General features: G+C 55.6%; 19 protein-coding genes. 1 reads left to right on the top strand and 18 read right to left on the bottom strand.

All coding sequences use genetic code 11. The features are described 5' to 3' along the window. Positions 1-3: 3 nt before the first annotated feature. The 13 genes from ACRZ9U_RS09605 to ACRZ9U_RS09545 all read right to left on the bottom strand — a co-directional run bounded on the left by ACRZ9U_RS09605 (position 4) and on the right by ACRZ9U_RS09545 (position 12,084). Entirely contained in the window at positions 4-1,311 is a 1,308-nt protein-coding gene (locus ACRZ9U_RS09605; RefSeq protein WP_170397365.1) for an ATPase, read from the bottom strand. A 116-nt stretch (positions 1,312-1,427) separates the two neighbouring features. After that, entirely contained in the window at positions 1,428-1,973 is a 546-nt protein-coding gene (locus ACRZ9U_RS09600) for a prepilin peptidase (RefSeq protein ID WP_170404351.1), read from the bottom strand. A 3-nt stretch (positions 1,974-1,976) separates the two neighbouring features. Continuing rightward, positions 1,977-2,828, bottom strand: a complete 852-nt coding sequence (locus tag ACRZ9U_RS09595) for a tetratricopeptide repeat protein (RefSeq protein ID WP_170397362.1) — start codon at positions 2,826-2,828, stop codon at positions 1,977-1,979. A gap of 30 nt (positions 2,829-2,858) precedes the next feature. Next, positions 2,859-3,401: a tetratricopeptide repeat protein gene (locus tag ACRZ9U_RS09590; protein ID WP_480503818.1), complete on the bottom strand. Its 543-nt coding sequence runs from the start codon at positions 3,399-3,401 to the stop codon at positions 2,859-2,861. A 52-nt stretch (positions 3,402-3,453) separates the two neighbouring features. Further along, complete coding sequence (locus tag ACRZ9U_RS09585) at positions 3,454-4,431, bottom strand: type II secretion system F family protein (RefSeq protein ID WP_170404348.1); 978 nt, start codon at positions 4,429-4,431, stop codon at positions 3,454-3,456. Between the two features lie 11 nt (positions 4,432-4,442). Continuing rightward, on the bottom strand, positions 4,443-5,411 hold the full coding sequence (locus ACRZ9U_RS09580; RefSeq protein ID WP_170397358.1) for a type II secretion system F family protein: 969 nt from the start codon (positions 5,409-5,411) through the stop codon (positions 4,443-4,445). Between the two features lie 12 nt (positions 5,412-5,423). After that, positions 5,424-6,863 (bottom strand): TadA family conjugal transfer-associated ATPase, encoded by a 1,440-nt coding sequence (locus tag ACRZ9U_RS09575; RefSeq protein ID WP_170404345.1) that lies wholly within the window; start codon positions 6,861-6,863, stop codon positions 5,424-5,426. A 17-nt stretch (positions 6,864-6,880) separates the two neighbouring features. Further along, entirely contained in the window at positions 6,881-8,113 is a 1,233-nt protein-coding gene (locus tag ACRZ9U_RS09570) for an AAA family ATPase (RefSeq protein WP_170404342.1), read from the bottom strand. Between the two features lie 201 nt (positions 8,114-8,314). Then, positions 8,315-8,938: an OmpA family protein gene (locus ACRZ9U_RS09565; protein ID WP_170404339.1), complete on the bottom strand. Its 624-nt coding sequence runs from the start codon at positions 8,936-8,938 to the stop codon at positions 8,315-8,317. Between the two features lie 17 nt (positions 8,939-8,955). Next, entirely contained in the window at positions 8,956-10,362 is a 1,407-nt protein-coding gene (locus ACRZ9U_RS09560; RefSeq protein ID WP_170404336.1) for a type II and III secretion system protein family protein, read from the bottom strand. Positions 10,363-10,558: 196 nt separating this feature from the next. Then, positions 10,559-11,440: a Flp pilus assembly protein CpaB gene (cpaB, locus tag ACRZ9U_RS09555; RefSeq protein ID WP_170404333.1), complete on the bottom strand. Its 882-nt coding sequence runs from the start codon at positions 11,438-11,440 to the stop codon at positions 10,559-10,561. Between the two features lie 166 nt (positions 11,441-11,606). Beyond that, positions 11,607-11,813: a hypothetical protein gene (locus ACRZ9U_RS09550; RefSeq protein ID WP_480885549.1), complete on the bottom strand. Its 207-nt coding sequence runs from the start codon at positions 11,811-11,813 to the stop codon at positions 11,607-11,609. A gap of 70 nt (positions 11,814-11,883) precedes the next feature. Beyond that, a complete protein-coding gene (locus ACRZ9U_RS09545; protein WP_170404329.1) occupies positions 11,884-12,084 on the bottom strand; it encodes a hypothetical protein in 201 nt (66 codons plus the stop codon). 400 nt (positions 12,085-12,484) lie between these two features. On the opposite strand from ACRZ9U_RS09545, the gene ACRZ9U_RS09540 reads away from it, so the two are divergent. Beyond that, complete coding sequence (locus ACRZ9U_RS09540; RefSeq protein ID WP_480893663.1) at positions 12,485-13,303, top strand: lytic transglycosylase domain-containing protein; 819 nt, start codon at positions 12,485-12,487, stop codon at positions 13,301-13,303. A 45-nt stretch (positions 13,304-13,348) separates the two neighbouring features. On the opposite strand, the gene ACRZ9U_RS09535 is transcribed toward ACRZ9U_RS09540, so the two are convergent. The 5 genes from ACRZ9U_RS09535 to tldD form a co-directional block, all read right to left on the bottom strand. Further along, on the bottom strand, positions 13,349-13,975 hold the full coding sequence (locus ACRZ9U_RS09535; RefSeq protein ID WP_170397333.1) for a 3-oxoacid CoA-transferase subunit B: 627 nt from the start codon (positions 13,973-13,975) through the stop codon (positions 13,349-13,351). Next, positions 13,975-14,679: a CoA transferase subunit A gene (locus ACRZ9U_RS09530; protein ID WP_170404323.1), complete on the bottom strand. Its 705-nt coding sequence runs from the start codon at positions 14,677-14,679 to the stop codon at positions 13,975-13,977. The genes ACRZ9U_RS09535 and ACRZ9U_RS09530 overlap by 1 nt, the downstream gene beginning before the upstream one ends. A gap of 92 nt (positions 14,680-14,771) precedes the next feature. Continuing rightward, positions 14,772-17,396 (bottom strand): type I DNA topoisomerase, encoded by a 2,625-nt coding sequence (gene topA / locus ACRZ9U_RS09525; RefSeq protein ID WP_170404320.1) that lies wholly within the window; start codon positions 17,394-17,396, stop codon positions 14,772-14,774. Positions 17,397-17,565: 169 nt separating this feature from the next. Continuing rightward, a complete protein-coding gene (gene dprA, locus ACRZ9U_RS09520; RefSeq protein ID WP_170404316.1) occupies positions 17,566-18,702 on the bottom strand; it encodes a DNA-processing protein DprA in 1,137 nt (378 codons plus the stop codon). Positions 18,703-18,943: 241 nt separating this feature from the next. Next, positions 18,944-20,365 carry a metalloprotease TldD gene (gene tldD / locus ACRZ9U_RS09515; protein ID WP_170404313.1) on the bottom strand — a complete coding sequence of 474 codons (1,422 nt, stop codon included), beginning with the start codon at positions 20,363-20,365 and terminating at the stop codon, positions 18,944-18,946. Positions 20,366-20,371 lie beyond the last annotated feature (6 nt).

Genomic DNA, 20,371 nt, shown 5'->3' with positions numbered 1-20,371 from the left:
GGATCAGTGAATGATCTTTTCTTCCTTCACGAACATGTTGGCCCAGGCTCGGTCGATCAGGTCCGGACTCATCTGATACGGGATACCCTCAAACTCGCAGATTGAGATCATCTGGTCGATCAGGAAGATCGGCTGATAGTTTGCGTAGATGTTGTTGATGGTCGGGTATTTGACCTTCAGCAAATGCACTAGCGCCGCCTCGTCTAGTGGCATACCGCGCTTGCGGGCGACCATGGCAAAGATCTTCAGGAAGTTCTCTTGGTTCGGGCCGTCGATTTTGATCTTGAAGAAAATCCGGCGCAGGGCCGCTTGGTCGAAAATCTCATTCGGGTGGAAGTTGGTCGAAAATATAACCAGCGTGTCGAATGGTACTTCGAACTTCTCACCCGATTGCAGGCCAAGGATATCCTTGCTTTCTTCAAGCGGAACAATCCAGCGGTTGATCAGGGCCTGAGGGGGCTCTGCCTGACGTCCAAGGTCGTCCACGATGAAGATGCCGCCGGTGGATTTCAGCTGCAAAGGCGCCTGATAGGTACGCGCGGTGGGGTTGTAGACCAAATCCAGCATGCTCAGTGACAGTTCACCACCAGTCACAACGGTGGGACGTTCGCATTGAACATAGCGAGTGTCGAACCGCTTGCGACGGCGCAGACTGTTGGGATCGTCCTCTTCTTGCTCGATCGCGGTGTGCACGATCGGGTCGTAGACCGTAATCACCTGACCGGCATATTCGATTGCGCGCGGAACATAGACGTTGTCCCCCAAAGCATCACGAATGCCGTTCGAGATCGAGGATTTACCATTGCCCGGAGGGCCATACATCAGAATTGAGCGACCGGCGCTGACCGCCGGGCCCAGATGATCCAGCAGGCTGTCGGGCAGAACAAGATGGCCCATCGCGCCGGTTAGCTGGTCGCGGGTGACTTGAATGTTGCGGATCGACTGGCGCTTGACCTGCTCGCGGTAAACATCGAGCGGCACGGGCATCGCGCCGAAATACTCAGACTGGCTCAACGCGTCCAGCGCCCGGGCCTTGCCTGCATCGGTCAGCTGATAGCCCATTTCATTGCCGGAGTTGGCGTTCAGAGTCCCGGTCGCTTCAAGCAGTTTCTGCTCGCGTGCGATATCAACTAGTTCCTGTGTCACGGACCCGGGCAGACAGATGGCACCCGCAATTTCGCTGACCGTATCCACGTTCTTGCGAAAGACGGTCTTCAACAGAATGTCCCGCATCATCACCAGCGGAAGTTGCATTTCTCCCAGGCCTTTAGGGGCAGGGGGGGCAATCACAGAGGAGGTCTGCATATTCATGAGCGGGGCTCGTCCATCCAAAAATCACGCAAAAGGCCCTTGCGGGGCCGCTTTGGAAGAATTTGGCGCGGATTTGTGGCAGGACAAAGGCGCGGGCAAGGCGCGCTGATGATTGTTCACGATCCGTGGATTATGCCCAAAATCAAATAAACAACGAGGCTGCCAGCCAGCGTCAGACCCATAGGGAACTGTTTGCCGCGATCCCAGCTTTCCCAATGTGGTGCGATCTGGCGCAGCCGGGTGTATTTCGCCAACCGGTGGGCAAAGAACGCTCCCAGCAGAGTTGCCGTCAGAATCACCATGACCCACATCAGGTCACCGACCCAGACAAACGCTGCGGCTGCGGCACAGAACTTCGCGTCTCCGGCCCCCATCACACCAGCTGCATTTAGCACGATGCCGATAACAAGAACGACAACCATGTGAAGCAGCTGCCATCCGTAGACAGGCAGGGTCAGGGTTAACGGCCCGATGTTGCCGGGGATCCACGGACCGGACCACGGTGGCAATGCGATAAGCCCGACGATGAGATAAACAACCGCCAGCGCGACGACAGCGTGGTTCTTGATCCGCATCTCACGCATATCCGTAAAGGCAACGTAGAAACAGATCGGCAGAACAAAAGGTAGAAACCAGGCCGCCGCTGCCGCTGGTATGATCATGGATCAGGCGTCCTCAAGGGCCCGAAGCGAGCGGACCGCCTCGTCATAATGCTGCGGGTGGGTGGAAATCGCCTCGCGATAGAGGTTCTTGGCCAGGTTGATATTCCCCTGTTTCACGGCTGAAATGGCCATGGTGTTCAACAGTTTCGCCCGTTCGGTCTGCGTCATTGGGACAACAGGGACGCTGTAGTTGCCTTGCGCGCTGCGCGCCAGAACAAGGTTGTTCTTGGCGGTGAACATAGAATTGTCCTGCCTAATGGCGTCGGTAAACAGCCGCTCGGCTTCCGCATATTGCCCGCGCGTTAGTTTGGAATAGCCCCAGTTGTTCATGACTCCGGCAGGGCGGGTCGTCAGGCCCACCGCGGTTTCGTAGTAATGGTCGGCGCGATTCCAGTCTTTTTTGGCATCTGCCACCAGCGCTTCAAGCCGATACCGTTTAAAGGTTTCATATGTAGGGGGGATCTTGTCCAATGTCGCCTTTGCGCCATCCCAGTTGCCGCTGCGAATCTGAGCATCAGCGTATTCGACACGGTCGGCGTTGTTGGCCCCTTTCATGCTCAGCACACGTTTCCACGCGGCGGAAGCTTCAGTGCTGCGCTTTGCACGGGTCAGCGTGATCGCTAGTCCTCGTTGCAGGTCGATGCGGTCGGGGTTCTTGGCGGCCGCACTTTGGAAATAGGTCACCGCCTCATTGGGATCGGCCGCATTCAGCATCACGTCATTCAGGTTGGTCTCGTCGATAACGTTCACTTCCTGAAAAGTACGTTCAACCTTTTCCTCTTCGGTTTCCTTTGCGCAGGCGGCCAAAACCAGCCCGCACGCCAGCATCGTCGGAATCAAGAAGGGTTGGCGCATTTTTGTGCGTCCTTTACTGCTCTGCCTCTATTACTGGATTTTACGCAGAACAAATTGCCCGTTGCCGCGCTGCTCCAGTTCAAATTCTTGTTCTTGTGGGGTATTATTAACAGGATTTTCCATTTTTGCGAGTGCTAACCGCAGATTGTCGCGGATTGCGTCACTTTCGCCATTGTCCAGCGCATAGGCTCTGCGGAACATCTGCGCGGCTTCGGCATATTCGCCCGTTTCCACCAAGAAGACACCCAGGTTGTTCCATGCCACAGGCCACTCGGGATCGTCCTCGACAGCACGACGCAATAGCGGTTCAGCTTGGCCAATCCGGCGCAATCCCAAATTAGCTGTCCCAAGCGAAGTCAGGATTTGCGGGGTCATACCCTGTTGCAACGCGGCACGGGTGAAGGATTCAAGTGCAAGCTCATATTCGCCCGCCGCCATCAATCGGTTTCCGACCGTCACCTCATCTACCGCAGGCCCATCAGGATCGACGCCAGGGGCAAACGGATCGTCTGTCGCGCCTGTTTCAGTGCAAGAGGCCACCATGGTGAAAACCATGGCGGCCGGAATTGTCATACGAAGGTGCCAACAACCTGATTTGGCAACCCAGCGAAGAAGCGGGAAGGCGTTATCGGTTTCCAAACTCCATAATACCTTTTGCCGAAGGTCCAACAAGGATGACCAGCAGAGGAGGGACGGTCAACATCATTGTCGCAAGCGTCATTTTGGTTGGCAACTTATTCGCTGCCTCTTCGGCGCGCATCACGCGTTTGTCACGCATTTCATCGGCATAAACCCGCAACGCTTCGGCAATGGATGTCCCGAATGTCGCCGATTGGATCATCACGGTGACGAACGCGCTAACGTCCTGAACGCCGCATCGCGTCGCGAAGTCGCGCAAAACGGTGTCTTTTTCTTTACCCGCTTTCATTTCGTAGGCGACAACCTCGAACTCAAGCGCGATGTCTGGGTAAGATGCTTTCATCTCGGACGCGACCCTTACAATGGCCTGATCCAGGGACTGCCCGGCCTCGACGCATACCAACATCAGATCGAGCGTATCAGGAAAACCTTTTACGATCGCTTCCTTGCGTTCCTCTACGCGCCGCGTGATCCAGTATCTAGGCACGAAGTATCCCGCAGTACCAGGTCCAAGTACGCGTATGAGGATTTGTGTTGAGTCAAATTCCTGATCGCCGGCAAACACGGTAACCAGTGAGACGCCGATCAGTATTCCGATTATGCCCAATGCGAACTGAGCGAAGTGATAGAAACGAACCGCGTCCTTGGACTGGTAGCCGGCTTGCCGTAGCTTAAGCTGAACAGCGGTATACTCTTCCTCATTCTTTGGTTCGAGGAAATTGGCAAATTTTTCAAGCTGCTCGTTTCGGCTGGCGGTTCTGAGCCGTTCTTTCTTCTCTTTTTTATTGTTTTTGGGCGGTGAATTTGACCGCTGCAACTTCTTTAGTGGGTCCTCCGGCTGGTTCAGCATCAGCGGGATTGTGACAAGGATCATGAACAATCCCAAAACACCCACGACAATCAGCGGACCGAATTCACCCAAGTTCTGCTTCAACAGTTCATTGATCTGGTTCAAAAATTCCATCTTTGGGCCTCTTAAACCTTAATGTCGGTCAGGATACGCATGACGATCAGGTTCAAGGTCAGCGTGATGCCGACGAAGAAACATGCCGGAATAAAAAGCGGATCGTCTATCACGGCGTCGTAATAGTTCGGATCTTTGACCATGATGAACAGCAGACAGGCGACCGGGAAGCCCGACAGGAATTTGCCCGACCATTTGGCTTCTGCGGTGATGGCGTTCACCCGGCGGAACAGTCGGAAACGTGCGCGGATCACCTTGGCCAATCCGGCCAAAATATCGGCAAGGTTCCCCCCCGATTGCTGCTGGATCGAAACGGCGACGGCCAAAAACCGTAAATCCTGCATGTCCAGCCGCTCTGCCATATCCTTGAGTGCTTCACCGACATCCCGGCCATAAGCGGATTCATCCGAGATAACACCGAACTCTGTCGCAAGGGGGTCCTCGACCTCGTTAGCAACGATTTGGATCGAAGAAACAAATGGGTTTCCGACGCGAAGTGACCGAACCATCAGTTCCACCGCGTCGGGCAATTGTTCTTCAATCAAGGCCATACGTTTATTGGCTTTGTTATTGACCCAAGCGTACACCGCTCCGACCCCGATCGCGACCGATAGAGCCGCCCGAAGCGTCGGTTCGGTAGCTGTTCCTACGCTCAAACCTACAAAAGCCAGCCCTGAAACCAGTGCCATGATCACAATCAACTGCCGAGGAGAGAAGGCGATCGCCGCCTTCTGCGCCTTGTCTGCCAATAGCGAGTAGAGCGGTATGCTCTGCGACTTCATGTGCTGCTGCATTTCCTTGCGCAGCTGCTCCAGTACTTGCTCGCGCCCGACGCCCTTATCGATCATGTCCAGCCTGCGATTGACGCGGCTGTTCAGGCTGATCGATTTTCCGAATGCGACGAGATAGATACCTTCGACCAGGGCAAAGACCCCGACGAAAATCACGATGTAGATGAGCGCCTCGACAGGCAGTTGCATATCTTGGTTCTCCTACATCGTGGTTGGATCGTAGATCGAGGCGGGCAGATCGAAGCCCCACAGACGGAAGCGCTCGGAATAGTGGCTGCGCACACCTGTGGCGGTGAAATGACCGATGATCTTGTTGTCTGGGGTCAGGCCAACACGTTGAAATTTAAATATTTCCTGCATCGAGATGACGTCACCTTCCATGCCGGTAATTTCGGTGATTGATGTCATCCGGCGCGAACCATCCTGCAGACGGCTGGCCTGAACGATCAGATTCACAGCCGACGAGATCTGGCTGCGGACCGCTTTGATCGGCATTTCGATCCCCGCCATGGCGATCATGTTTTCAAGACGCGAGATACCGTCACGGGCCGAGTTCGCGTGGATCGTGGTCATTGATCCGTCGTGGCCGGTATTCATGGCCTGCAGCATATCGATCACTTCGGCGCCACGGGTCTCGCCCACGATGATGCGGTCGGGGCGCATCCGCAGGGCGTTTTTCAAACAATCGCGCGGACTGACCTCGCCTTTGCCTTCAACGTTGGGCGGGCGGCTTTCCATCCGGCCAACATGTGTCTGCTGCAGCTGAAGTTCCGCCGTATCCTCAATGGTCAGAATGCGCTCGGCGTCGTCGATAAAGCTCGACAGCGCGTTCAGCGTTGTCGTTTTACCGGAACCGGTACCGCCCGAAACAATGATATTCAGACGAGTCGACACGGCGGCTTGCAGATAGGCTGCCATTTCTTCGGTAAACGCACCGAAATTGACCAGATCGTCGATGCCGAGCTTGTCTTTCTTAAACTTACGAATGGAAACAAGCGAACCATCCACCGCGATCGGCGGCACCATCGCATTGAAACGTGAGCCATCAGCCAAGCGGGCGTCAACATACGGGTTGGATTCATCGACACGGCGACCAACGGCAGAAACGATCTTGTCGATGATCCGCATCAGGTGCTTTTCGTCTTTGAACGTGATGTCGCTGATCTCAAGCTTACCGGCCCGTTCGACAAAAATCTGCTGGGGGCCGTTGACCAGAATATCGTTGACCGAGTCGTCTTGTAGCAGCGCTTCCAGCGGCCCGAGACCGGTGACCTCGTCATAAAGCTCTTTGTTTAGCTGGCTGCGGTCTTCACGGTTCAAAACGATGTTGCGGGCTTCCAGAACTTCGCTGGCAATCGCGCTGATTTCTGTCCGCAGTTCGGATTCTTCGGCTTTTTCAAGGGCTGCGAGGTTCAGGTTTTCAAGAAGCTCGCGGTGCAGCTCAAGCTTGATTTCGCCCAGCCGTTCCTTGCGCTTGCGTTCCTTGTCGTTTCCAACAACTTCTGCTGCCTTTTTCTTGACCGGCTTGCGCGCAATTGCGTTGGCAGTTGGTGCCGCAGCTGCTGCTGCCGGGGCTTCGACTTTCGACGCCTGGGTTTCAACCGGCTGTGCCGAAGGCTGTTTTTTGTATCTTGAAAACACGGCAGCTCCCCTTTGAGTTATGCGGCTTCGGCGTCACTGCTGCCAAGGCTATGAAGCGATTGAGCCAATTTGGCGATTTCCCGGCGCAGTGGGTTCTTGGCCGCTGAATTTGCCAGCGGTAAACCGTGATCGCCGCTTTGCATGACGGGTTTGCCGCCATCGGGCAGAAGCAAATCAATGGAAATACCCAGACTTTCGCCCATACGTTTAACCCGGCTTTTACCGTTGAGATCAGTAAATTTCGGAGCCCGATTCATAGCAAACCGCAGTTTGTTGAAGGGTAATTCCTCGGCCTGCAGTGCCCGTTTCAGACGCAATGCATTCTGGGCCGAGCGCATATCCAGCTCGAGCAAGGCAAAATAGACATGGGCGGCCTGCAGAACCGTTTCTGACCAGTGAACAAGTGTTTTTGGCATGTCTATGACGACATAATCAAAATTCGCGCGTGCGGTGTCGATCACACGCTGAATGTCCTCAGGCGTGATGATGTCCAGCGGCACCATGTCAGATGGTGCCGTTAGAACTTGCAGCTTCTCTTCAAACGTCTGGAGCGCTTGTCCGAAAGAGTCTTCGTCCATCGAATCCGTGTCTGAGAGCATTTCGAACACGGCTTCATGACGAGGCAGATCCAAATAGGTCGAAACTGTGCCGTATTGCAGATCTAGATCGATCAGGCACACTTTCGGGGCTTCTTTGGCTGAAACCGTTGCAAGTTCCCATGCCAGATTGACCGCCATGGTTGTAGAACCAACTCCACCTGCTAGACCCTGCACGACAAAAAGCGCCCCTTCTTTCGAGGAGCCGTTCGTCGCAATAGGCGCTGCTTGTGGTGCCACAACCGGATCGGGTTGTTGCATACGATCGATGGCTTCCTGAAGTTCATTTTCGGGAAGCGGGTAGGGGACAAACTCGTCCGCACCTCTGCGTAGCAGCTGATGCAATGCGGCAGGGGTGACATCCTCGGCGATCAAGACAACCTTAATGCCTTTTTCCTTGGCCTGAGTGATGATCTCACCCATCAGTGTCAGGTTGTCTTCGTCATCGCCGTCCAGCGCCAGCGCTACAAATTGAAGCGTCTTGGCTTCGGGTTGGCTAAAGAACGCAAGCGCTTCGGCAAATCCAAGATCACCCCAGCGTTCGCCCAGCGCAGCTTCCATATCCTCGATCAAAAGGTCGAAGTTCTGGACATCACGGCTGATCGTGCAGGCCAAAATGGCGTTATTATCGTCTTGCGGCGTCGCGCTTGTCATTAACACAATCCTCATCGAGAGGGCTGAGCAAACCATTTGAACGCGAGAAGATTCAGTTCTGGTATGCTGTCGCCCGATGCGGTCGATTTTGGCCGCAGGTCACCCAATTGTTCACAAAGTGGCTTGGAAGTTGGGCGAGAATTGGGCGCAAAAGAACCAATTGTAGGGAAATGGGCGACAATGTCGCCCATCTCCTGTTTATTATTCGCCGCCGCTGGCGTCTTCTTGCCTTTGGATGTAGCTCTGCGGGATCGCGCTTGAGATGTATTCGCGATAGATCACGTCCGCATACTTTCCATCGAGAATATTTGGATGCCGGTCAAAGAAGCCGGATACCTCGGTCACCGTCCGCCTATTGCGTCGATCCCGGTCTTGGGTGGCAACCAATGGTCTGGATTTTCCAAAGGAAACAACGGCTTCCAACCGTGAACGCGAAATGCCCTGTCGTGTCAGGAATGCAACAGCTGCATTGGCGCGGCGCTGGCCCAATCGCTTGTTGTATGCGTCAGAGCCAACAGCATCCGTGTGCCCATAGACACGGAACCGCGCCTCGGGGAACTGTTTGATCCAGGCCGCCTGCTGCAACAGGATTCGTTGCGCCGAAGCGTCCAATTGCGCGCTATCGAAGGCAAAGTTGATCTGTGTTGGCACCTCGGCAGCGAAACGCCGCGCGAGGATTTGGCCATACGTCAACTCACCATTCATGACCTGAATGTTGTTCAGTGTAGCGTTACCAAACGTGCCCTGATCGATTTCGTACCCGGCCTCGCGTGTACAACCGGCGACAGCAACCGAAAGACCCAGTGTGATGATCCACTTTTCCATTGGTTCTATCCTCTCTATCAGTCCAGCACGTAGCCGTAAGAGGTGCCAAAATCCTGATTGGCAACTTCAGAGGCTGCACCATTTCCGGCGCGTTCAGTCCGAGAGATCTTGCCGTTTACGAACAGATCGAACTCGCTGGGCGGTTTCACGCGATCGGTCGGCAGGGCAAGCGCCTCGCCACGAGTGGGCGACACCAGATGCGCGGTAATGATGATGATCAATTCGCTCTGCTCACGCTGATACTGAGCGCTCCTGAACAACGCGCCCAATACGGGCACATCGCCAAGCCAGGGAACCTGGCTGTTCAGATCCGTGAAATCATCCTGGATTAGGCCTGCAATGGCAAAGCTCTCACCGTCGCGCAACTCGATGGTTGTCCGTGTTTGACGCGTGATGAAGCTGGGAACATTGTCGCCGTTGATCGTGAAGTTCGCACTCTGGTCGATGCTCGATACTGATGCACCCAGTTCCAGGTTGATCAGGTTGCCATCGACGACGCGCGGAACAAACAGGAGCTGTACGCCAAACTGACGATACTCGATCGCAACGACACCGTCGCCTTGGGGTACTGGGATTGGCACCTCGCCACCGGCAAGGAACTCCGCTTCTTGGCCAGACAGTGCAGAAAGATTCGGTTCTGCCAAGCTGCGAACCAAACCCTTGGTTTCAAGGGCTTCCAAAAGCAGTCGAACCTGCGTCGAACCCGCGCCGAAACCGAATAGAATGGCACCGGAATTTGTCTGAACAAACGGGATGTTGTTCGCCAGTGCGTTGTTCAGTGCGCCCTGGTTATTCAAGGTATTGAAGCCCGCAGTGGTGTCGCCACCGCCAAAGCCCAAGGATGCCGACAAGTTTTTGGCTACAGAGCGGTTCATTTCCGCAAAGCGCACTTTCAGCATGACCTGCTGCACGCCACCGACATTCATCAGGTTCGATACACGTTCAGGGGCATACCGTTCTGCCAACTCAAGCGCACGCGCCAGTTTGGCACTGCTGGAAACTGTTCCCGACAAGACGATCCCATCATTGGCGGTCCGAACCTCGATTCGCTCACTGGGAAGAATCTGACGCAAGCGTTCTTTGAATTCCGAAACATCAGGGGAAACACGCACACGCACGTTGGTAATCAGATTACCCGCGCCGTCGAACATTGTCAGGGTGGTTGTACCCGGTGCCCGACCGAGAACATAGATAGTGCGGTCCGACAGGGTCGAAATATCCGCTATGCCTGCATTGGCAATGCTGATGTCTGCGAACGGTTGTTCGCTTTCCACCACGATTGCGCGATTTACGGGGACATCCAGCGTTTCCGCCGTACCCTTTTTAACCACGCGAAGATTTTGGGCCCAAGCGGCATCGCCGATTGGGCTCACAACTAGCGACAACCCCAGCAGGGTTGCGCTGATCCAGGAACGTATTGTCATGTGACCTGCCTCTCCGATCACCACTCGATTTTTTTTGGGTCTTATGCCCTATGCTATGAAACCCTGCGACAGAACCAGATTTATTGCAATAATCAATGGTTTCTGGAAGGTTCCTTATGTGGATTATGCGCAACAACACAAAGAAAGAGACCGCGCAAAATGCGCGGTCTTTGTCTCGTAAAGGTCTGAAAATTAGTTAGTTTGTGCAGGGAATTGGGGTCTCTACCGTCTCGCCGCCACGACGGGTGCGGATTGTGCAGACCTTCTCCGGAGCCGCGACGGGGGCCGGGGCCCTCTCTTCAATGCCAAGCAAAGACTGCTGATCGACTTCAACCACCTCTGCCACCTTGTCATCTTGAGCGCCAACCAGTGCCAGCGACATGCGACCCGTGTTCTGAGCCTGTGCCAAAGCGGCGATCTGTTGTGGCGTCGCTGCAACTGTGACCGTGCGAGCAATGGTTGTGCCGGTCACATCCAGACCCGCCGACTGATCAACAGCGACCAATTCGATGTTCGTCAGTACCAAACGAGTAATCTCACCGCGGCCAGAATCGCTGGTGCCACGTAATGAGCCGGTCCAATACACGTCCACCGTATCGCCTGGGCGCAAAAAGCCCGATACGCCAGATGCCACATCAACGCTTATCGCAAATGCGCGCATTCCCTTGGGCAATTGTGACCTGAGGCCAGCAGTCTCGCCTGGATTGGTGACTTTGACTTCCATAATCGCTTCGTCTTTCTCCATCGCGCGGAGAACGAATCGTTCATTGTTTTTGATTTCCGGGAATAGGGTTGTCATGTCCACAAAGGCACCCTCGGGAATCGCATCCTCTGGCCACTGAACGACGCGGATATCTTCCTGGTTCAAACGTTCGCCGTATTTGAAGGAGCGATTCGAAACCAAAACGCCTACTGTCGGGACAATGCCCGCCTGCGCATTGGCAAGCGCCTCTTCGCGCAACTTGCGTTCGTTCGCGAGTTTGGCCTGATTGTCCGTAATGTACTCGCGTGCCATATAGACAGCACCACCGGCCAAAGCGACCCCGATGATAAGAACAAGTCCAAAAACAGCTCGCATTTGTCCCTCATTATTTTCCGTAGACCGCGACTCTGGAAGTCACATCGTTTCAGGGTCCAAGATATTATTCAATTGTGTCGAAAAAGCGGACAATCACACGATTATTTTGCAAAAATATGTATATGTGCACGATAATGGTGGTTGGATAACGTGCCAGCGCGATACTTCAATTGAAATCCATCTCTTCAACTTCGACATTTCTGATTGGCTGCCCTGAAGTTGAAAGAGATTGACTAAGGATACTGTACATTAATGTCGCAAGACCAATGACAGCAGCAGTCAGAACGACCCAGTCCACTGTAATCGCGCCGGTTTCATCGGCTTTGTATCTCTTAATTTTGTACAACATTGGTTCACGCCAAAGCGATTTCATTGAAAATAATAGGGGCCACGCCTTTGAATAAAGACATGGCCCCCATTTGTTACTCTATACCAAGACTGGATTAGTTGCCGTCTGGGTCCGGAGTGGTCACAGTAACGCCGGACAGAGCAGTATCAATGTCGCCCGCCAAGTTGCTGGCGCCGTTGTAGATCTGGTTGTAAGCAACGGCTGCCAGGCCAACAACGGCTGCGGTCAGAACGACCCAGTCTACAGTTACGGCGCCGTCTTCGTCTTTGCGGAAGTTCTTGATGAACTTGATCATGTTACGTCCCTCCTAAAGGATCAAAAAGTAATTAACCTCGGCGTCTTTCAGAGCTTTCTCTCTCAGTCCGCTCCCGATCGTCTCGGTATGCATATATGTTTGACCTCTGTGCGTGGCAGGAATTGGGCCAAACCAATATTTTTTTGCTAAAAGCCTAATTTTTCGTTGGTGAATTTGGTAACAGACTGAAAGTAAATAAGAAAAATAGAATATTTTTTGCACTTCAATTGTGTGGGCGATGCAAAATGGCGGCAATTGAGGCGAAATTGCCCCAATTCGCTTGGTTTTTCTGGTGTTGCGGGCCGTTATGATGTTCAAAATGCTTCAAAAGATAAGAAATCGAGGCAGGCAAATGTATTTCCGGGACGCAGTATTATGCGCCGGTGCAGCGGTGTTTCTGATGACGGGTGCAATTCCTGTCACTGCAACCGAAACCGAGCCGCGCGGCGTCTATAAGCGCATAAAGGCCCCTAAACCGGGGACACGTCCGCGTGTGACGATTCAGATCACGCCCGAACAACATGCAGCATCACCATCAGCCCCCAGCACTGGCGCCAAGCTGGAAGTGCCTGAGATTGCCGCTATCGCAAAGCCGCCCCCATCGGTTCCTCAGAAGATTGCGGGAGCGACCAAGCCAGTTGGCTCCTATAAAGCATTCTGGAGCCGGGTATCCCCCGATCTAGCGCAGGCCAGCGCAGGTAGGCTGAGAGAGGCCGTTCAAGCGCTTACTGCCACGGGTGTCGCGGCGCCGCGTCTGCAGACCTTGCAAGACATCGCAGAAAAGCGAGGGGTGGATATTCTACGTTCGACCGTAGGGACAAATGTCTCACCCGCACTTGTCCTAGCCGTGATCTCAGTAGAATCTGCGGGCCGCACACAGGCTGTCAGTTCTGCCGGGGCGCAGGGCTTGATGCAATTGATGCCAGCTACCGCCGAACGTTTTGGGGTAGAGGACAGCCTGAAACCTGAACAGAATATCGAAGGTGGGGTCAAATACTTGCATTGGCTTATGAACGAGTTCGACAATGACCCGATTCTCGTATTGGCAGGCTACAATGCGGGCGAAGGGGCCGTGCGCAAGCATAGCGGTGTGCCACCTTATGCCGAGACCAGAGACTACGTACCCAAGGTTCTAGCCGCGTTTCAGGTCGCGAGTGCTCTTTGTACGACGACACCGCAGTTCGTTTCGGACCCCTGCATTTTTCAGACTTCGAACTAAAATAGGCCCGCGTCGCAGCGGGCCTTATGATTCATTGGCCTGAGGTCAATCTACGATTGTTGCCTGAGTCGCTCCTCGCATCTCGTCCTCGCTGACGCCATCGGCCAGTTCGACGATCTTCAGGCCACCTTCGACGACATCCAGAACACCCAGATTGGTGATGATGCGATCCACAACGCCCTGGCCAGTCAGAGGCAGCGTGCATTCCTTCAGCACTTTTGAATCACCATGCTTGTTGGTGTGATCCATCACTACAATCACGCGACCAACGCCAGCGACCAGATCCATCGCACCGCCCATACCTTTGACCAGCTTGCCGGGGATCATCCAGTTGGCCAAGTCTCCTTTCTCGTCCACTTCCATCGCACCCAAAATCGCAGCAGCGATCTTACCGCCTCGGATCATGGCGAACGAGGTCGCGCTATCGAAGTAAGAGGTGCGGGACAGTTCGGTAATCGTCTGCTTGCCCGCGTTGATCAGGTCAGCGTCTTCCTCGCCCTCAAACGGGAAAGGCCCCATGCCCAGCATACCGTTTTCGGACTGTAGGGTGATGTCCTTGTCCCCTACATAGTTCGCCACCAGCGTCGGAATACCGATGCCGAGGTTCACATACATGCCGTCTTCCAGCTCTTCTGCCGCACGTGCGGCCATCTGATTGCGATCCCAGGGCATTATGCGTCCTCCTTCTTGCGGGTGGTGCGCTGTTCGATGCGCTTTTCGTGGCTGCCTTGGATAATGCGATGCACATAGATGCCGGGCAGGTGGATGCCATCCGGGTCCAGCGAGCCGCGCGGGACGATTTCTTCAACCTCAGCCACACAAATCTTGCCGCAAGTCGCTGCGGGCACGTTAAAGTTGCGGGCAGTCTTGCGGAACACAAGGTTCCCGGTGTCATCGGCTTTCCACGCCTTTACGATCGCGAGGTCGGCGAAGATGCCTTCCTCCATGATATAGGTCTCGCCGTTGAAGTCCTTGTGCTCTTTGCCTTCAGCGATCACCGTTCCCACGCCCGTCTTGGTGTAAAACCCGGGGATGCCAGCGCCACCGGCCCGCATCCGCTCGGCCAGTGTGCCTTGTGGATTGAATTCCAGCTCCAGTTCTCCACTCAGATACTGGCGCATGAATTCGGCGTTTTCCCCAACGTAAGAGCTGATCATCTTTTTTACCTGCTTGGTTTGCAGCAGGATGCCGATGCCAAAATCATCCACACCTGCGTTATTCGAGGCAAATGTCAGATCCTTCGCGCCTGAGGCCTTGATTGCTTCAAGCAGCATTTCCGGGATACCGCACAGCCCAAAGCCGCCCGCAGCGATCAGCATGCCGTCCGATATCACCCCATCGAGCGCCTCATCGGCATTGTCATAGATTTTCTTCATGGAAAACTCCCCCAATGACATGGTGTTGGGCCGATTTGTGCCGCCACGTCACGGGGAAGTCAACGAATCCAAGGGGCAGGTGGTATTTCTACCTAACTTGCTTTCTTGGTGGTCTTCTTGGCAGCGGCTTTCTTCTTGGGTGCTGCCTTTTTCTTGGTGCCCTTCTTGGCGGCGCGCTCATTGACCAGTTCAATGGCCATTTCCTGCGTGACATCTTCTGGTTTGATGTCCTTCGGGATCGTCGCGTTGACCTTTTCCCATTTCACGTATGGCCCATAGCGCCCGTCCAGTACCTGCATCGCGCCGCCATCGGGATGGTCGCCCAGCTCTTTCAGCGGCTTCGCGGCCGCCCGACGTCCGCGACCTGGATTGGCGCGTTTTTCGGCCAACAGTTCGACGGCGCGGTTCATGCCGATCTCAAACACATCGTTCGGGTCTTTGAGGTTGGCGTAGACAGGCTTTGCCTCGTCGGCCAACTGATGCATTAGATAAGGTCCAAAGCGACCAAAGTTCGAACTGATGATGCCGCCTTCGGGGTGCTCGCCGATCTGACGGGGCAAGGACAGAAGCGTCAGAGCTTTCTCCAGATCCATGTCGTCTTTGCTCCAGCCACGGGGCAGGGACGCACGAGGAGGCTTCTTGTTCTCAGGCGTGGGCTCTCCACGCTGGACATATGGCCCAAATCGACCGGATTTCAGCCAGATCTCATCGCCCCCATCTTCGCCCAGCAAACGCTCGTCACCTTCCGCGCCCTCACCAGCGATCGGACGGGTATAAGTGCACTCAGGATAGTTGCCACAACCGACAAACCCGCCGGTGCGCGAAGTTTTCAGATGTAACTGGCCAACACCGCATTTCGGGCAAATGCGCGGGTCCGAGCCATCTTCACGCGGCGGATACAGCTGCGGTGCCAGCGCTTCGTCCAGCTTGTCCAGCACTTCCGAGATACGCAGCTCCGATGTCTCACCAATCGCGGCAGAGAAATCGCGCCAGAACTTGCCCAGCAGATCCTTGTAGTCGCGTTCACCTGCGCTGACGTCGTCAAGCTCTTCTTCCAGATTGGCGGTGAACTCGTAGCCCACATACTGGCGAAAGAAATTCAGCAGGAAGATGGTGACGATCCGGCCCTTTTCTTCGGGGATCAGCCGATTCTTGTCTTTACGTACATATTCACGATCCTGAATCGTGGTGACAATCGAGGCATAGGTCGACGGACGCCCGATCCCCAGCTCTTCCATCCGTTTGACCAGCGTGGCCTCTGTATAGCGCGGGGGGGGTTGGGTGTGGTGCTGCAGCGCCAGAACGGATTCGTTCTCGGCCAGAATGGCGGCCTTTTCCGAGTCGGCGGTGGCCTTGGCAAACTGATCACGCAGCGAGGTCTTGGCAAAACGTGCGGGATCGCCCTGCATGATCTGTGGCAAGCGCTTGTCGTCATCGTCGACCACGTCATCGCGGCCTTCTTCGTAAACGCGCATGAAGCCATCGAACAGCACCACCTGACCAGTGGCGCGCAGGCCAACCTGGCCGTCCGTGCTGGTAATCTCTACAGTCGTGCGTTCAAGCCGTGCGGCAGCCATCTGACAGGCAATGGTGCGTTTCCAGATCAGATCATAAAGCTTGCGCTGATCCTCATCGGTCACCTTCAGCGCCTTGGCATCGCGCGACATATCTGTCGGGCGAATACACTCGTGTGCTTCCTGAGCGTTTTTGGCCTTGTTTTTGTACATGCGCGGGCTGTCTGGCACGTATTCCGCACCATAACGGTCGGCGATTGCATCGCGCGCTGCCGCCACGGCCTCGGGGGCCATGTCGATACCGTCGGTTCGCATGTAGGTAATGTATCCGGCCTCATACAGCCGCTGGGCCACCTGCATCGCATGGCGTGCGCCCATGCCGAACTTGCGGCTGGCTTCTTGCTGTAAGGTCGACGTCATGAACGGGGCAGAGGGGTTGCGCGCGGCAGGCTTGGCCTCGACCGATGTCACGCTCAGATCACGGCTGGTGATCGCCTGAACCGCCAGTTCGGCTTGCGTTGCATTCGCTAGATCGTGCTTGTCCAGTTTCTTGCCTGCCAGCGTGACTAGACGCGCCTCGTAGGTCTGGCCCCGAGGCGTCTCGAACACAGCTTTGACCGACCAGTATTCGACCGGCTTGAAGGCTTCGATCTCCATCTCGCGTTCAACGATGAGGCGCAGGCAGACCGATTGCACGCGCCCCGCTGAACGGGCACCCGGCAACTTGCGCCACAGAACGGGTGACAGGTTGAACCCTACCAGATAGTCCAGCGCGCGGCGGGCCAGATAGGCCTCGACCAGCGGCATATCGACCTCACGCGGGTTCTGCATCGCGTCGGTCACGGCGTCCTTGGTGATCGCGTTGAACGTCACACGGCTGACTGGCGTGTCCTTCTTGATCGAACGCCGCTTGGTCAGCGCTTCTTGGAGGTGCCAGCTGATTGCCTCGCCTTCTCGATCAGGGTCGGTCGCGAGGATCAGTGCGTTGTCTTCTTTCAGAGCGTCGGCGATCGCCTTGACATGCTTACGGCTGTCATTGCCGACCTCCCATTTCATTGAAAATTCATGCTCGGGATCGACCGACCCATCCTTCGGCGGCAGGTCCCGCACATGGCCATATGAGGCCAAAACGGTGTAGTCGGGGCCAAGATACTTATTGATCGTTTTTGCTTTGGCCGGAGATTCTACAACAACTACGGGCATTTAAGAGGAATCCTCGCTCGACGGATTTTGCGCTTTGTATGACCGTGCAAAATGTGTGGGGCAAGATCGAATTGTCAATGCGTTCGTTTTCACTACTAAAAATACTCTGAATTCAAGCCGGTTCTGGCCGCACCGCTCGCGAAATCCGGTGTCGAATCCGTTCGATAGCTTAGGGGCAAAGTGACAGCAGGCCGCCTGGTTGCCGCTGAATCTTGCCCTCAAGCTCCAGATCGACCAACACAGGGCCGACTTCGCCCGCAGATGCCGCGATGTCCCGGATCAACTGGTCTTCCGCGATCGGAGATGGGCCAAGTCGAGTCAGAATCGCCTCGTGCAAGGCTTGGGGCGTGATTTCGGCTGTGTCTGCCTCGGGTCCAAGGGGTAGGATTTGTTTGGCGGAGGATTGTAGCTGTTGCTTGGGCAAAGCATCAATCACGTCTTCTGCATTGCGGACGAGTATAGCCCCGTCTCGGATCAGCAGATTGCATCCTGCCGCGCGGGCGTCAAAGGGATGGCCGGGCACGGCCAGAACCTCGCGCCCTTGGTCCAGGGCGTCCCGCGCGGTGATCAAGCTGCCGGATTTCGCCGCGGCCTCGACAACGACCACTGCCTGCGCCAGACCCGAGATAATGCGATTGCGGCGCGGAAAATGTCGTGCCTGAGGTGTTGTGCCCATCGGTTGTTCAGATAGGCGAAGACCGGTTTCTGCGATATCTCGCGCAAGATCGGCATTTTCGGCCGGATAAATCACATCTACCCCACCTGCTAACACTGCCACAGTACCGGTCGCCAACGTGGCGAGGTGCGCCGAGGTGTCAATGCCGCGGGCAAGCCCCGAGACCACGACATAGTCTTGCTTACCCAGATCCGTCGCCAACGCCCGCGCCATGCGCGCGCCCAGCGAAGAACAGTTCCGTGCCCCGACCATGGCAATTGCCCGGCGTTTCAAGATCGACGGATCGCCGATTGCCCAAAGCATCGGGGGCGCATCCGAAAGGTCACATAACGCGTAAGGGTAATCGGCGGCCCCAAGGCACAAAAGCCGCGCTTTGGCGACCTTTGCGGCCTTGAGCTCCGCCTCAATTGCGCCGGGCGGGCAGATTTCATAATCCTCGATCCCGGCAGCGCGCGCCATTTCCGGCAACGCGGCCAGCGCGTTCTGCGCCGAGCCATGTTCGCGCAATAAGCGCCGGAATGTTGCCGGCCCTACTTTGCGTGAGCGCAACAGACGGAGCCAGGAAAACCGGTCCTCTTCCGTGGTGGGTGGGAGTGGGGGGTGATTGGAAGAAAGCTGCCCTTCGGTCATCCGATGCTCCGCCTGATTGCAAAACTGGTTTACGGTGCAGCGGGTTAACAGCCTGTGAATCTTAGAAAATTAGATCGGTATTTTTCGAACCCATCCCTCGGAGAGGTGATTATCTCATTGAAAGAAAAAGAGAAAATTCGTGCGAATTTTCTTGGCACACATAGTCCATGGATGAGTTTTTGATTTGACGCGAAGGGTAGTGTGTTAACCCTTCGCGCCTTGATTCTTCTTTTGAGCTGACTCAGGTGGCAGAGCCGCCCACAGTCAGCCCATCCATCAAAACGGTAGGTTGGCCGACACCGACCGGCACCCATTGCCCATCCTTGCCACATGTGCCCATGCCGGGATCCAGCGCCATGTCATTGCCCAGTCCCCGAATGCGTTTTAGCGCCGAGGGGCCGTCGCCAATCAGCGTCGCGCCTTTGACCGGAGCGCCGATCTTGCCGTTCTCGACACGATATGCCTCGGTGCAGGAGAACACGAACTTGCCGTTGGTGATGTCGACCTGGCCACCGCCGAAGCCCACAGCCCAGATGCCGTCTTTGATATCTGCCACCAACGAGGCCGGATCGGCATCGCCACCCAACATGATTGTGTTGGTCATGCGCGGCATCGGTTTATGGGCATAGCTTTGACGCCGGCCGTTCCCGGTTGGAGCAACGCCCATCAGGCGTGCGTTCTGGCGGTCCTGCATATATCCGGTGAGGATTCCATCCTCGATCAGAACTGTACGCGAACTGGGTGTACCCTCGTCATCCACTGATATCGAACCGCGTCGGTCTGCAATCGTCCCATCATCCACGACTGTTACACCTTTCGAAGCGATCTGCTGCCCCATCAGCCCGGCAAAAGCGGAACTGCCCTTGCGGTTGAAATCACCTTCAAGCCCGTGGCCGATGGCCTCGTGCAACAGAATACCGGGCCAACCGGGGCCCAACGCGACTTCCATCACGCCGGCAGGGGCATGGACGGCATCCAGATTGACCATCGCGATCCGCAGAGCCTCACGCGCCTTATCTTGCCAGTCTGAGGGATCGATCAAGCCATCCAGCCCAACACGTCCACCACCTCCTGCAGAACCGCTTTCGCGCCTGCCGTTCTGTTCTACGATAACCGAGATGTTCAGGCGGGTCATCGGGCGTATATCGCGCACCTGCACACCATCGGGGCGAAGAATCTCGACCTCCTGCACTGCAGCGGCAATCGTGGCGCTGACTTGCACAACCCGGGAATCCAGACCACGGGTAAAAGCGTCTATCTCGCGCAGTGTCTCGATTTTGACCGGGAAGGCGGCGGATTCGATCGGGTCTTCATCGGTATATAGCCTGGTATTGGTGGCACGTGGTGGCCCGGCCAGCGTCCCACCACCATCGCCGACCGCCAACCGTGCGGTTTCGGCTGCGCGCTTCAGAGAGGGAATCGAAACATCCGTTGAATGCGCGTATCCAGCCACTTCACCCTGCACCGCGCGAAGACCGAATCCCTCGGAAGCGTCGTAAGAGGCCGTGCGCAATCGACCGTCATCAAACACCAAAGATTCGGATTTGCGCCGTTCTACGAACAGTTCCCCATCCTCGGCGCCATCAGTTGCAGCCTTCAGTACAGCAAGCGCTTCATCCTTGGGAAGAACGCTTTCAAACGGGCGAAACGGGGCCTGAGTCATCAGTTG

This window comes from Ruegeria sp. D7 (genome assembly GCF_056534355.1).
Note: the sequence above shows the minus strand (reverse complement) of the source record. Positions and strands in the feature narration are given on the sequence as shown.

Excerpts from the sequence above, each read along its gene's own strand:
- ACRZ9U_RS09605 (WP_170397365.1), bottom strand. The coding sequence starts at position 1,311 with ATGAATATGCAGACCTCCTCTGTGATTGCCCCCCCTGCCCCTAAAGGC.
- ACRZ9U_RS09600 (WP_170404351.1), bottom strand. The coding sequence starts at position 1,973 with ATGATCATACCAGCGGCAGCGGCGGCCTGGTTTCTACCTTTTGTTCTG.
- ACRZ9U_RS09595 (WP_170397362.1), bottom strand. The coding sequence starts at position 2,828 with ATGCGCCAACCCTTCTTGATTCCGACGATGCTGGCGTGCGGGCTGGTT.
- ACRZ9U_RS09590 (WP_480503818.1), bottom strand. The coding sequence starts at position 3,401 with ATGACAATTCCGGCCGCCATGGTTTTCACCATGGTGGCCTCTTGCACT.
- ACRZ9U_RS09585 (WP_170404348.1), bottom strand. The coding sequence starts at position 4,431 with ATGGAATTTTTGAACCAGATCAATGAACTGTTGAAGCAGAACTTGGGT.
- ACRZ9U_RS09580 (WP_170397358.1), bottom strand. The coding sequence starts at position 5,411 with ATGCAACTGCCTGTCGAGGCGCTCATCTACATCGTGATTTTCGTCGGG.
- ACRZ9U_RS09570 (WP_170404342.1), bottom strand. The coding sequence starts at position 8,113 with ATGACAAGCGCGACGCCGCAAGACGATAATAACGCCATTTTGGCCTGC.
- ACRZ9U_RS09565 (WP_170404339.1), bottom strand. The coding sequence starts at position 8,938 with ATGGAAAAGTGGATCATCACACTGGGTCTTTCGGTTGCTGTCGCCGGT.
- ACRZ9U_RS09560 (WP_170404336.1), bottom strand. The coding sequence starts at position 10,362 with ATGACAATACGTTCCTGGATCAGCGCAACCCTGCTGGGGTTGTCGCTA.
- cpaB (WP_170404333.1), bottom strand. The coding sequence starts at position 11,440 with ATGCGAGCTGTTTTTGGACTTGTTCTTATCATCGGGGTCGCTTTGGCC.
- ACRZ9U_RS09550 (WP_480885549.1), bottom strand. The coding sequence starts at position 11,813 with ATGAAATCGCTTTGGCGTGAACCAATGTTGTACAAAATTAAGAGATAC.
- ACRZ9U_RS09545 (WP_170404329.1), bottom strand. The coding sequence starts at position 12,084 with ATGATCAAGTTCATCAAGAACTTCCGCAAAGACGAAGACGGCGCCGTA.
- ACRZ9U_RS09540 (WP_480893663.1), top strand. The coding sequence starts at position 12,485 with ATGACGGGTGCAATTCCTGTCACTGCAACCGAAACCGAGCCGCGCGGC.
- ACRZ9U_RS09535 (WP_170397333.1), bottom strand. The coding sequence starts at position 13,975 with ATGCCCTGGGATCGCAATCAGATGGCCGCACGTGCGGCAGAAGAGCTG.
- ACRZ9U_RS09530 (WP_170404323.1), bottom strand. The coding sequence starts at position 14,679 with ATGAAGAAAATCTATGACAATGCCGATGAGGCGCTCGATGGGGTGATA.
- topA (WP_170404320.1), bottom strand. The coding sequence starts at position 17,396 with ATGCCCGTAGTTGTTGTAGAATCTCCGGCCAAAGCAAAAACGATCAAT.
- dprA (WP_170404316.1), bottom strand. The coding sequence starts at position 18,702 with ATGACCGAAGGGCAGCTTTCTTCCAATCACCCCCCACTCCCACCCACC.
- tldD (WP_170404313.1), bottom strand. The coding sequence starts at position 20,365 with ATGACTCAGGCCCCGTTTCGCCCGTTTGAAAGCGTTCTTCCCAAGGAT.